At 38.2% G+C, this 12765-nt stretch carries 12 protein-coding genes, 1 rRNA gene and 1 riboswitch; of the genes, 1 reads left to right on the forward strand and 12 read right to left on the reverse strand.

All coding sequences use genetic code 11. The annotated features are described in order from the left end of the window. Positions 1-287: 287 nt before the first annotated feature. The 11 genes from purH to purE all read right to left on the reverse strand — a co-directional run bounded on the left by purH (position 288) and on the right by purE (position 11848). Positions 288-1823 (reverse strand): bifunctional phosphoribosylaminoimidazolecarboxamide formyltransferase/IMP cyclohydrolase, encoded by a 1536-nt coding sequence (gene purH, locus ACFWDE_RS24800; RefSeq protein WP_377895385.1) that lies wholly within the window; start codon positions 1821-1823, stop codon positions 288-290. Positions 1824-1847: 24 nt separating this feature from the next. After that, complete coding sequence (gene purN / locus ACFWDE_RS24805; protein ID WP_377895387.1) at positions 1848-2435, reverse strand: phosphoribosylglycinamide formyltransferase; 588 nt, start codon at positions 2433-2435, stop codon at positions 1848-1850. Beyond that, positions 2432-3472 carry a phosphoribosylformylglycinamidine cyclo-ligase gene (purM, locus tag ACFWDE_RS24810; protein WP_002010019.1) on the reverse strand — a complete coding sequence of 347 codons (1041 nt, stop codon included), beginning with the start codon at positions 3470-3472 and terminating at the stop codon, positions 2432-2434. Before purM ends, purN begins: the two co-directional genes overlap by 4 nt. A gap of 100 nt (positions 3473-3572) precedes the next feature. Next, the gene (gene purF / locus ACFWDE_RS24815; RefSeq protein ID WP_377895390.1) at positions 3573-4988 is read right to left on the reverse strand and encodes an amidophosphoribosyltransferase; all 1416 of its coding nucleotides are present in this window, start codon (positions 4986-4988) and stop codon (positions 3573-3575) included. Further along, positions 4973-7192: a phosphoribosylformylglycinamidine synthase II gene (purL, locus tag ACFWDE_RS24820; RefSeq protein WP_377895392.1), complete on the reverse strand. Its 2220-nt coding sequence runs from the start codon at positions 7190-7192 to the stop codon at positions 4973-4975. Before purL ends, purF begins: the two co-directional genes overlap by 16 nt. After that, the gene (gene purQ, locus ACFWDE_RS24825) at positions 7176-7859 is read right to left on the reverse strand and encodes a phosphoribosylformylglycinamidine synthase subunit PurQ (protein WP_002159503.1); all 684 of its coding nucleotides are present in this window, start codon (positions 7857-7859) and stop codon (positions 7176-7178) included. Before purQ ends, purL begins: the two co-directional genes overlap by 17 nt. Beyond that, positions 7856-8110: a phosphoribosylformylglycinamidine synthase subunit PurS gene (gene purS, locus ACFWDE_RS24830; protein WP_002159504.1), complete on the reverse strand. Its 255-nt coding sequence runs from the start codon at positions 8108-8110 to the stop codon at positions 7856-7858. The genes purQ and purS overlap by 4 nt, the downstream gene beginning before the upstream one ends. Further along, complete coding sequence (gene purC, locus ACFWDE_RS24835; protein ID WP_341307843.1) at positions 8103-8822, reverse strand: phosphoribosylaminoimidazolesuccinocarboxamide synthase; 720 nt, start codon at positions 8820-8822, stop codon at positions 8103-8105. Before purC ends, purS begins: the two co-directional genes overlap by 8 nt. 88 nt (positions 8823-8910) lie before the next feature. After that, the gene (gene purB / locus ACFWDE_RS24840) at positions 8911-10218 is read right to left on the reverse strand and encodes an adenylosuccinate lyase (RefSeq protein ID WP_377895397.1); all 1308 of its coding nucleotides are present in this window, start codon (positions 10216-10218) and stop codon (positions 8911-8913) included. Next, positions 10215-11366: a 5-(carboxyamino)imidazole ribonucleotide synthase gene (purK, locus tag ACFWDE_RS24845; RefSeq protein WP_377895399.1), complete on the reverse strand. Its 1152-nt coding sequence runs from the start codon at positions 11364-11366 to the stop codon at positions 10215-10217. Before purK ends, purB begins: the two co-directional genes overlap by 4 nt. Continuing rightward, entirely contained in the window at positions 11363-11848 is a 486-nt protein-coding gene (gene purE / locus ACFWDE_RS24850; protein ID WP_377895401.1) for a 5-(carboxyamino)imidazole ribonucleotide mutase, read from the reverse strand. Before purE ends, purK begins: the two co-directional genes overlap by 4 nt. A 110-nt stretch (positions 11849-11958) precedes the next feature. Beyond that, a riboswitch (purine riboswitch) is annotated at positions 11959-12060 on the reverse strand. A 282-nt stretch (positions 12061-12342) separates the two neighbouring features. Here purE and ACFWDE_RS24855 point away from each other — a divergent pair. Continuing rightward, the gene (locus ACFWDE_RS24855) at positions 12343-12624 is read left to right on the forward strand and encodes a hypothetical protein (RefSeq protein WP_016096968.1); all 282 of its coding nucleotides are present in this window, start codon (positions 12343-12345) and stop codon (positions 12622-12624) included. 43 nt (positions 12625-12667) lie between these two features. On the opposite strand, the gene rrf is transcribed toward ACFWDE_RS24855, so the two are convergent. Then, positions 12668-12765: ribosomal RNA gene (gene rrf / locus ACFWDE_RS24860) — 5S ribosomal RNA — on the reverse strand; the annotation flags it as partial.

Genomic DNA, 12765 nt, shown 5'->3' on the forward strand with positions numbered 1-12765 from the left:
GAGAACCGAGCAGGTCGAGGCGCATTTGCCAGGAGGACACGGAGTGTAGCTTTCCTACATGAGTACCGCACTGGCATTGCAACGACGACATGCGAAGGTTATCTCGACCGGACCTTTTAAACATCCATATCAAGCAAAGTTTAAAAAGGAGGATCTAGAGAACCGAGCAGGTCGAGGCGCATTTGCCAGGAGGACACGGAGTGTAGCTTTCCTACATGAGTACCGCACTGGCATTGCAACGACGACATGCGACAGTTATCTTGACCGGACTTTTTAAACATCCTCTATTAATGTTTGAAATGACGTACGCCAGTGAACACCATCGTAATCCCATACGCATCTGCCATTTTAATAGAATCTTCATCACGAATCGATCCGCCTGGTTGAATGATCGCTGTAATTCCAGCTTTTGCTGCTTCTTCTACTGTATCTGGCATTGGGAAGAAAGCATCAGATGCAAGTGCGCTACCTTGTGCTTTTTCGCCAGCTTGTGTGATTGCAATCTTCGCAGAACCTACACGGTTCATTTGTCCAGCACCAACACCAATTGTCATATCATCTTTCGCTAAAACAATTGCATTTGATTTCACATGCTTTACAACTTTCCAAGCTAGTTTTAAATCTTTCCATTCTTGCTCTGACGGTTCACGTTTCGTTGGAATTGAAATTGCACTTTCATCTAATGATAATGTATCTTCCTCTTGAACAAGAAGACCACCTTGTACAGAAGTTAGCTTTTTGCTTGCAGTCGTTGCCTTTTCAATATTTACAGTTAGTATGCGCAAGTTTTTCTTACTTTGTAACACTTCTAAAGCTTCTTGTGAGAACGAAGGTGCAATAATAATTTCTAAGAAAATTTCGTGTAACTTTTCTGCTGTAGCTTTATCAATTTCACGATTTGCTGCAATAATACCGCCGAAGATTGATACTGGATCCGCTTCATAAGCACGTGTGTATGCTTCATGAATATCCATGCCTACTCCAACACCACATGGATTCATATGTTTTACCGCTACTACTGCCGGTTCTGTAAATTCTTTCACGATGCTAAGCGCTGCATCCGCATCATTAATATTGTTGTAAGATAATTCTTTACCGTGCAATTGTTCTGCATATGCAACAGAAGACGTTGCTGCGAATGGTGCTTTATAGAACGTTGCTTTTTGATGTGGATTTTCGCCATAGCGTAAATCTTGTTTTTTCTCAAATGTCACCGTTACTGTTTCTGGGCTTTCTTCGCCCATTTGCTTTGTTAAGTAATTAGAAATTAACGCATCATATGCCGCTGTATGACGGAATACTTTCGCTGCTAATTTACATTTCGTTTCCTCTGTTACTTCACCGTTCTCTTTCAGTTCTGCTAATACAACATCATAATCTACTGGATCTACAATTACCGATACAAATTTATGATTTTTCGCAGCAGAGCGAATCATTGTTGGGCCACCGATATCAATATTTTCAATTGCATCAGCAAATGTTACATCAGGCTTAGCGATTGTTTCTTTAAATGGGTATAAGTTAACAACAACAAAGTCAATTGGTTGAATACCTAATTCATTCATTTGCGCTACATGCGTTTCATTATCACGAACTGCTAATAGACCACCATGAATATTTGGATGTAATGTTTTTACACGGCCATCCATAATTTCTGGGAAACCAGTTACTTCAGAAATACCAATTACTTGCAAGCCGTTTTCTTCTAATAATTTTTTCGTACCACCTGTTGAAATAACTTCAATCCCTTGTTCAAGTAAACCTTTAACAAATTCTACTACTCCTGTTTTATCTGAAACACTTACTAATGCACGCTTTTTCATTTATCCTTCACCCCTGGTTGTATGTTAGTTAACAGTTGGTTTTTTCACAGACTGAACAATTTGATTCACTGTATTTACGTATAATTTATGTTCAACTTGTTGAATTTTCTTTTGTAAGCTTTCTCTCGTATCCCCTTCAGAAACAACTACTGCTTCTTGCGCAATAATTGGACCTGTATCCATACCTGCATCTACATAATGAATCGTTACTCCAGTTACTTTCACACCTGCTTCTAACGCTTGACCAACAGCATCTTTACCTGGAAAACTCGGTAATAGTGATGGATGAATATTAATAATTTTTCCGCCGTATGCTGCTAGTAAAGTCGGTCCAATTAAACGCATATATCCAGCTAAAATAACATAATCAATTTCATACTCTTCTAGCTTCTTTAATATCTCTCTTTCAAATGCTTCTTTTGACTCATATGCTTTCGCTGAAAAGGTGAAACACGGAATATGGTGATAATGTGCCCGTCCAATAGCGCGTGCCTCTGGTTTATCACATACTAATAAACTAATATCTGCATCCAATCTTTTTTCTTCTACCGCATTAATAAGAGATTGAAAGTTAGAGCCGCTCCCAGAAGCAAAAACTGCTAATCTACTCATACTTCTGTTCCCTCAATAAAGGTAACACCAGATCCTTGTACAGTGTGTCCAATAATATGAGCTTTCTCGCCTTGTTCCTCAAGAAGACGAACAATATCTTTTGCCTCTTCTTCCTTTACTGCTACTACCATACCAATACCCATGTTAAAAATATTGAACATTTCTTTCTCTTCTAGTTTTCCAACCTCTTGAAGTAAACTAAAAATCGGTTGAACTTGCCAAGATCCTAATTCAATTTCCGCACCGATTCCTTCTGGCAACATACGTGGAATATTTTCAATGAATCCACCACCTGTAATATGTGCCATACCGTATACTTCATGTTTCTTCAATAGTTCTAAAATAGGTTTGACATAAATTTTCGTTGGTTTTAATAATTCTTCACCAAGAGGTAGTTCTAAACGTCCGTAAATACGATCTAAAGATAGCTCTCCATCTTCTAGTAGTACTTTTCTTACTAAAGAATAACCGTTACTATGAATACCGCTAGATGCTAAGCCAATTAATACGTGACCAGCTTCAATCTTTTCACCTGTTACAATTTTCTTTTTATCAACAATTCCAACTGTAAAACCAGCTAAATCGTATTCTTCCGTAGAATACATTCCTGGCATTTCAGCTGTTTCTCCACCAATTAATGCACAACCAGCTTGGCGACAGCCCTCTGATATACCTTTGACGATGTTTTCAATTTTACTAGGTTCAGCTTTACCACAAGCAATATAATCAAGGAAGAAAAGCGGCTCTGCTCCTTGGACAACAATATCATTTACACACATTGCTACTGCATCAATACCAATTGTGTCATGTTTATCTGCCATAAAAGCGAGCATCAATTTCGTTCCCACGCCATCTGTTCCAGATACTAATACAGGTTCTTCTAATGCAAATTTTGATAGATCAAACATACCTCCAAAACCGCCTAAACCGCCTAGCACTTCTTTTCTCATTGTTGTTTGTACGTGTTTTTTCATGCGAGATACCGCTTCATATCCAGCTTCAATATCTACTCCTGCTTGCTTATATGCATTCGCCATCGTTTTTTACACCTCGTCTTTTAATTTCTCCCCATCCAGGGCGGCCGTTTTAAGAAAGAAGCTAGCTTCTACATCAAAAGAAGTAGAAGCTTTTTTCTTCTTATTTCATACTTTCTAAAAGCTCTTGCTCATAATCATAAAGAGCTGTTGGATAGTCTCCATTGAAGTAAGCCATACATAGACCACCGTATTTCCCTTCATATGGGCGTCCAATTGCATCTACTAATCCATCTTCACTTAAAAATGTTAAAGAATCTGCTCCGATGATTTGACGGATTTCTTCTATTGTATTATTTGCTGCAATTAATTCTTTTCTCGTTTGAATATCAATGCCATAGAAGCATGGATACTTAAGAGGTGGTGAAGCAATTCTTACATGGACTTCTGTCGCTCCAGCCTCGCGAAGCATACGAACAATTCGTTTACTTGTCGTTCCTCTTACGATAGAATCGTCAATCATAACAACTCGTTTTCCTTCAACTACACCTCTTACTGCTGAGAGCTTCATCTTAACCCCTTGCTCACGCAGTTCTTGAGAAGGTTGAATAAACGTACGTCCAACGTAACGATTTTTAATTAATCCTAACTCATACGGAATTCCTGTCGCCTCCGCATAACCAATTGCTGCTGAAATACTAGAGTCTGGTACACCAGTAACAACATCAGCTTCAATAGGAGCTTCCGCCGCTAAACGTTTCCCCATGTTTTTGCGTGCTGCATGAACATTAATACCAGCGATATTAGAATCTGGACGTGCAAAGTAAATGTATTCCATACTGCAAATCGCATGGTCTACTTCATTTGTAAAACGATCTACGTGAATTCCTTCATCATTGATAATAAGCAATTCACCAGGTTCTACATCACGAATGTATGTTGCACCAACTACATCGAAAGCACATGTTTCCGATGCTACAACGTAAGCATCCCCCATCTTTCCAATTGAAAGAGGACGGAATCCATTTGGATCTAGCGCAACGATCATTTCATTTCCAGTTAGTAAAAGATATGCAAACGCACCTTTCACTTTATTTAGGGCCTCTTTTACACTATCAATTAAAGAATCTTTTGTACTACGTTTAATGAGGTGTAAAAGTACTTCTGTATCTGAACTTGTTTGAAAAATACTTCCCTCTGCCTCTAATTCACGACGAAGCATTTTTGCGTTAATTAAATTTCCGTTATGAGCTAACGCCATGCTATGATCAGAAAAACGGAATAATAATGGCTGAACGTTAGCAACTTCACTTCCACCAGCTGTTGCATATCGTACGTGTCCAATTGCTGATTTCCCGTTTAATCCCTCTAGCTCACCTCTTGAAAACACTTCTGATATTAAACCTAATCCCTTGTGACCGACGATCTTTTCCCCATTATTTACAACAATGCCTGCGCCCTCTTGCCCACGGTGCTGTAAACTGTGCAATCCATAGTACGAAACTTGTGCTGCATTTTCATGCCCCCAAATTCCGAAAACGCCACATTCTTCATTTAACCCCTTTATTTCAGTAAGCATGGGATTGCCCCTTTCCAAGCCTTTCTCATTTCATCTACATTTGCTGTAAGTAATACTTCATTTTCTTCATTATGAATTGTTACTTCATTTGTATTTGTAACTTCTCCAACTTGAATTGCTTCAACCGCTTTCTCAAATGCTTCTTTATTTTCACGTTTTACAGTTATAACGAAGCGAGATTGTGATTCTGCAAATAATACTGCTGTTGCTTCTCCATCTAATTTCACAGTAGCACCTAAACCGTTAGCACCAATTGCACTTTCAGTAATTGCAACTGCTAAACCACCTTCTGCAACATCATGTGCAGATTGAACAAGTCCAGCTTGAATTGCTGCTAGTAATTGTTTTTGGCGTTTTAATTCTACATCTAGATCGATGCTTGGTGATTGACCGAAAATTTTCCCATAGATCATTTTCTGTAATTCACTTCCGCCAAACTCAGCTTTCGTCTCTCCAATTACATAAACTAAATCGCCAGCTTGTTTAAATTCTTGTGTTGTTACGTGTTTTAAATCGTGTACAAGTCCAACCATCCCAACAGTTGGTGTTGGATATACAGCTTCACCACTACGCTCGTTATACATTGATACATTCCCGCCGATAACTGGCGTTTGTAACTTGCGGCAAGCTTCACTCATACCGTCTACTGATTTCTCAATTTGCCAGAAGATTTCTGGTTTTTCTGGGTTACCGAAGTTTAAGCAATCTGTAATTGCAAGTGGCTCCCCGCCAGAACATACGATATTACGTGCTGCCTCTGCTACTGCAATTTTACCGCCCACTTCTGGATCTAAATAAATGTAGCGAGAGTTACAATCTGTCGTCATTGCTAATCCTTTTTCTGTACCGCGTACACGTACAACCGCTGCATCTGAACCTGGTGTAACAACTGTGCTTGTGCGCACTTGATAATCATATTGATCATATACCCACTCTTTACTTGCAATCGTTGGTTGTTGTAATAGAGATAATAATGTTTCTTTATAATCCTCTACTTGCGGTGTTTCCATTTTCATCTGCTGGAACTCAGCAAAGTATGCTGCTTCTTTTGACGGTTTATAATAAATTGGCGCTTCTTCTGCAAGAGCATCCGCTGGTACTTCAGCTACCATTTCGTCTTTATGGAATAAGCGAAGCATTTTATCCTCAGTTACTTTCCCCATCGTAACTGCTGCAAGACCATACTTCTCAAATAAATCTACTATTTCTTGCTCTCTACCCTTTTTCACAACGATTAACATACGCTCTTGTGATTCAGATAACATCATTTCATATGGAGTCATTCCTGTTTCACGCTGCGGTACATCATCTAAGTACATTTCAATACCCATACCTGCTTTACTTGCCATTTCTGCAGAAGATGATGTTAAACCAGCAGCTCCCATATCTTGAATTCCAACAAGTGCATCAGACTGAATAAGTTCTAAACATGCTTCAATAAGAAGTTTCTCCATAAATGGATCCCCTACTTGAACTGCCGGACGCTTCGCTTCTGAGCTTTCAGATAACTCTTCAGATGCGAATGTTGCACCATGAATACCATCACGACCAGTTGATGCTCCTACGTACATTACTGTATTACCAGCACCATGTGCTTGCCCTTTTTTTATATCTTCATGATTAATTAGGCCTACACACATTGCATTTACAAGTGGATTTCCTTCATAACATGGATCAAACTGTACTTCTCCACCAACAGTAGGAATACCGATGCAGTTACCGTATCCTGCGATTCCTGCTACTACTTCTTCGAATAAATATTTCACACGTGGTGATTGTAATTCACCGAAACGAAGTGAGTTTAATAGAGCTACCGGACGTGCGCCCATAGAGAATACATCGCGAATAATACCACCAACGCCTGTTGCTGCCCCTTGATATGGCTCAATTGCAGAAGGATGGTTATGACTTTCCATTTTAAATACAACCGCTTGATTATCACCGATATCTACAATTCCAGCGCCTTCTCCAGGTCCTTGTAAGACACGCTCACCTGTCGTTGGAAACTTACGAAGAACTGGCTTTGAATTTTTATAACTACAATGTTCAGACCACATAACAGAGAATAGTCCCGTTTCTGTATAATTCGGCAAACGGCCTAAAATCTTTTCAACCATGGCAAACTCTTCGTCTGTTAGCCCCATTTCCGCATATATACGCTCTTCTTTAATTTGTGTTGGATTTGGCTCAAGCATTAACGACATATGTTTCCCTCCACTGTTTTAAGATAGATTGAAAGACTTTTAACCCTTCAGCACCGCCAAGTAATTCATCTACAGCACGCTCTGGGTGTGGCATCATACCAAGAACATTTCCTTTTTCATTTACAATACCTGCAATATCTGAAACGCTTCCATTCGGATTTTCTACGTAACGGAATGCGATTTGATTATTCTCTTCTAATTGTTTAAGGGTCGCTTCATCACAATAGTAATTTCCTTCGCCATGTGCAATTGGAATGTTAATTACTTCATCTTTTTCATATTGTGATGTAAACATCGTTTCATTATTTTCAACACGTAACTGAACAGTACGGCACATAAACTTTAAGTTTTCGTTTCTCATTAATGCTCCTGGTAGTAATCCTGATTCAACAAGAATCTGGAATCCATTACATACACCTAAAATCGGCTTTCCTTGCTCAGCAGCTTTTTGCACTGCTTTCATTGCATTAGCAAAGCGAGAAATAGCACCACAGCGTAAGTAGTCACCGTAAGAGAACCCACCTGGTAATAGAATCGCATCATACTCATCTAAGTTCTCTGTATCATGCCAAACGTAATCTACTTCTTCGCCAAGCTCATCTTTAATTGCATGAAACATATCAACATCACAGTTCGAACCTGGAAATACTATTACGGCAAATTTCACTGTGCGACAACCTCCTCAACTTCATAACGATAGTCTTCCATTACAACGTTTGCTAATAGTTTTTCGCACATTTCTTTTACCTTGCTATCCAAATCAGATACTGATTTATCAATTGTTAATTCCATATACTTTCCGATTCGAACGTCTTGTACTTCTGTAAATGAAAGACTATGAAGTGCTCCCTTTACCGCAGTTCCTTGTGGATCTAATACACTTTCTCTTAACGTTATATATACCTTAACTTTATACATGTGAAGCTCCCCCTAAACGTTTTAAAATTTCTTCATATGCTTCTGTTAAATTCCCAAGATCACGACGGAATACATCTTTATCAAATTTTTCATTGCTCGTTTCATCCCATAAACGGCAAGTATCTGGTGAAATTTCATCTGCTAATATGATTTCCCCTTCTTCTGTTACGCCAAACTCTAATTTGAAATCTACTAATCTTACACGACAGCTTGCGAAATGCTCAATCAACACTTGATTGATTTGTAGAGCTGCATCTCGTAATACGCTTACTTGCTCTGGTGTTGCAACATTTAACAAACGAATATGATCTTCCGTTACAAGTGGATCTCCTAAATCATCATCTTTGTAGTAAAATTCTACGATTGGTGTTGTAAGAGCAGTTCCTTCTTCCATTCCTAGTCTTTTTGAAAGACTACCTGCAATTACGTTTCTTGTGACAACTTCTAATGGAATAATACTCACCTTTTTGACAAGTTGTTCTGTATCAGATAACTTCTCCACAAAGTGCGTTTCAATTCCGACTTCTTGTAACTTTCTGAACAATAAAGTTGTAATCTCATTGTTCAAACGACCTTTTCCTGTAATTGTCGCTTTTTTCTCCCCATTGAAAGCAGTCGCACTATCTTTGTACTCTACCCAAACCATATCTGCTGCTTCTGTACGATAAATTCTTTTTGCCTTACCTTCATACAGCAATTCTAGCTTTTGCATTTCGCAAGCCCCCTGTAGTTTGAAAAATGTGAATAATATTTTTATAAAGAATGGCACAGAATGACTCTATTCTGTGCCATATGAAATTTTACGCTTCGTTTAATCCAAGGCGTTCAAAGATTGTATCAACGTGTTGCATATGATGTTCATAATTGAAACATTCGTTAATTTCTTCTTGCGTTAACTTACTTGTAATACGCTCGTCAGCTTCTATGAGCTCTTTAAATTGTACTTGTGTTTCCCAAGCCTCCATCGCTTTAGGCTGTATGATATCATAAGCTTCTTCACGTACCATGCCTTTGTCAATTAGTGTAAGCATTACGCGCTGAGAGTAAATTAAGCCGTATGTTCTTGTCATATTGCGTTTCATATTCTCTGGGAATACAGTTAAGTTTTTAACGATATTACCAAAGCGATTTAACATGTAATTTAACGCAATTGTAGCATCTGGTAAAATTACGCGTTCTGCAGAAGAGTGAGAGATATCACGCTCATGCCATAACGGAACATTCTCGTAAGCTGTCATCATATAACCGCGGATAACACGAGCTAAACCAGTCATATTTTCAGATCCAATTGGATTACGTTTATGCGGCATTGCAGAAGAACCTTTTTGACCTTTTGCGAAAGCCTCTTCAACTTCACGTGTTTCACTCTTTTGTAAACCACGAATCTCAACTGCTATCTTTTCAACAGATGTTGCGATTAGTGCAAGTGTTGACATGTAATGTGCATGACGATCACGTTGCAATGTTTGTGTTGAAATTGGTGCTGCTTCTAATCCTAAGTTTTCACAAACATACTTTTCTACGAATGGATCAATATTTGCATATGTACCAACCGCACCAGATAATTTACCAACGCGAACTGTATCAGCAGCTTGTTTGAAACGCTCTACGTTACGTTTCATTTCTTCATACCAAAGACCAAGTTTTAAACCAAATGTTGTTGGCTCTGCATGTACACCGTGTGTTCTTCCCATCATAATCGTGTACTTATGCTCTTTCGCTTTATTAGCTAAAATGCTAACAAAGTTTTCTAAGTCTTTTAACAAGATTTCATTTGCTTGTTTTAAGATGTAAGATAAAGCTGTATCTACTACGTCTGTAGATGTTAAACCGTAATGAACCCATTTACGTTCTTCACCTAATGTTGGTGTTTCTGATACAGCACGAGTGAAAGCAACTACATCATGACGTGTTTCTTTTTCAATTTCATAAATACGATCAATATCAAATGATGCATGTTCACGAATTTTTTTCACATCTTCTTTTGGAATATCGCCAAGCTCAGCCCATGCTTCACACGCTAAAATCTCAACTTCTAACCACGCTTTAAATTTGTTCTCTTCCGTCCAAATCGCACCCATTTCAGGGCGTGTATAACGATTAATCATCTTTTTCCCTCCAGCAGTTGTTCTTGATGGTCCCAAATATGCAAACTCTTCGCTTTTTCTAGAGCGACTTCAATATTATCATTTAAAATATTAACATGCCCCATTTTCCGCTGTGCTTTTGCTTCTTCTTTTCCATACAAGTGTAAATAGCACCCGGTTAGTCTATTCACTTGTCCTAGGACCCCTTCTATATGTTCGCCTAAAATGTTCACCATGACAACTGGTTTTAACAAATTTGTTTCTCCAAGAGGTAAATTACAGATTGCTCGAATATGTTGACCAAACTGACTCGTTTCACATGCATCAAGTGTATAATGCCCTGAGTTGTGCGGTCTTGGTGCTAATTCATTAATGTAAATCTCACCATCAGCTGTAGCAAACATCTCTACCGCTAGTGTTCCCACAAGCTTTAATTCATCCGCAAGTACTTGTGCATATTCAATCCCTTTTCGCGAAAGCTCTTCTGTAATACGAGCTGGAACGATAGATTCGTGCAAAATGTTATTCACATGAATATTTTCTGCGACTGGGAATACTTTCGTTTCACCACTTACACTGCGAGTTACAATAACTGATATTTCCTTTTCAAATGGCACCCATTTTTCTAGAATACATTCAGCTTTACTAACAAGCTCCCTTGCCCTCTCAACATCAGCTTCACATCTTAAAACAACTTGCCCTTTACCGTCATATCCACCTGTCGTTGTTTTTAGTACCGAAGGGAAGGACAGCTCAGCAATTGCTTCTGAAAGTTCATCTTGATTCTGAACTAGTTTATAAGATGCGACTGGTAAACCAGCCTTTACAATCGCATTTTTTTCTGTAAAACGATTTTGCGTTTTGTTTAATAATTGACTACCTTGTGGTAAATACGCATGTTTCTCAAGCCATTGTAAACATCTATAATCAATATTCTCAAATTCATATGTGACAACATCGCTTATCTCTGCTAAATGCTGAATCGCTTTCAAATCATCATAAGATGCAATAACTTCAACATCGGCAACTTGTGCACATGGTGAATGTTTAGTAGGATCTAAAACAGCTATTTTATAACCCATTTCCTTAGCTGCCAGCGCCAGCATTCTTCCAAGCTGGCCACCGCCAATAATTCCAATTGTCTTTCCAGGTAAAATGATTCTCGTCATACTAGTTCACTACCTTCACGCACAGTTTTCTCAATAGCTTCTCGTCTCAACTCTAATACATCATGTATATCATCATGAAATGATCCAAGTATTTGTGCTGCCAGTAGTCCAGCATTTGTTGAACCAGCCTTACCAATTGCAACTGTTGCAACTGGAACCCCTCCTGGCATTTGGACAATTGATAATAACGAATCTAGGCCGTTTAACGCTTTTGATTGAACAGGGACACCAATTACAGGAAGATTTGTCTTCGCTGCAACCATTCCTGGTAAATGTGCTGCTCCACCAGCTCCAGCAATAATAACTTTTAGTCCACGTTCACGAGCTGTTTCTGCATATTCAAACATATAATCCGGAGTCCGATGAGCGGATACAACTTTTTTCTCATACGGTATATTTAATTCATCTAAAATGTCACAAGCATATTTCATTGTTTCCCAGTCTGACGTGCTTCCCATTATGACTCCAACTAGTGATTTCATATTAGAATCCCCCCGATTCAAATAAAAAAAGCCTGAAATAGAACAGTTTCTCTTTTACTATGAGAGAAAGCGCTCTACTCAGGCATACGTATCCCTTGTGAATAGAAAAATACCGAGTGACTTTCCCCCATAGTCCAACGAATAACGGTCGTTAGGTAGAGACTTGCAGGCCATATCCCCGCGATTATATGAGGTCTTATATATTATTGTTTCTATGGCTATATTAACAATATTTCATAAACAATGTCAATAAATAATCGAATGTTTTTTTATTAGTCATCGATAACGTTCGTGTTTTAGTTATATTCAAAAGAAGAATTGCAACTATATACAAGAAGGAAGGGAAATTAGAATATATATTTCTAGAGATCTATTTTACGTATAACTGTTTATATGGTACTTCCGTATATTTTAATTAAAATATATACACTCTTGTATTCTATACATCAATAGAACTTATATTATAACGATTTAATTTCTAAGGAGGAATAACCGTGAAAAAAATAACTGTGTTATTACCCTATTTATTTTTCTCCAGCGCAGTAATTGCTGTAATTATTGAATACTTATTTATATCATCCCATTTTTTCTACTCTCATTATTTAAAATATACACTTATGATAGAAATAATCTTTCCTATCTTAGGGATTATTTTAGGAGCATTCGGAAAATCAGGAGTACAAAAAATCATTGCCATTATTTTAAACAGCCTCTATTTCATTCTTTTTTCTTCTTTAGCGTTATTAAATTTATGGATTTTAACATTTGGTAAATAAAAATAAACACAAAAAAACCTAAGTCGAAACGACTTAGGTTTTTGCTTGGCAACGTCCTACTCTCACAGGGACAAGGTCCCAACTACCATCGGCGCTAGAGAGCTTAACTTCCGTGTTCGGTATGGGAACGGGTGTGACCTC

The sequence above is a fragment of the Bacillus sp. NPDC060175 genome (assembly GCF_042728695.1).
Lineage (GTDB): Bacteria > Bacillota > Bacilli > Bacillales > Bacillaceae_G > Bacillus_A.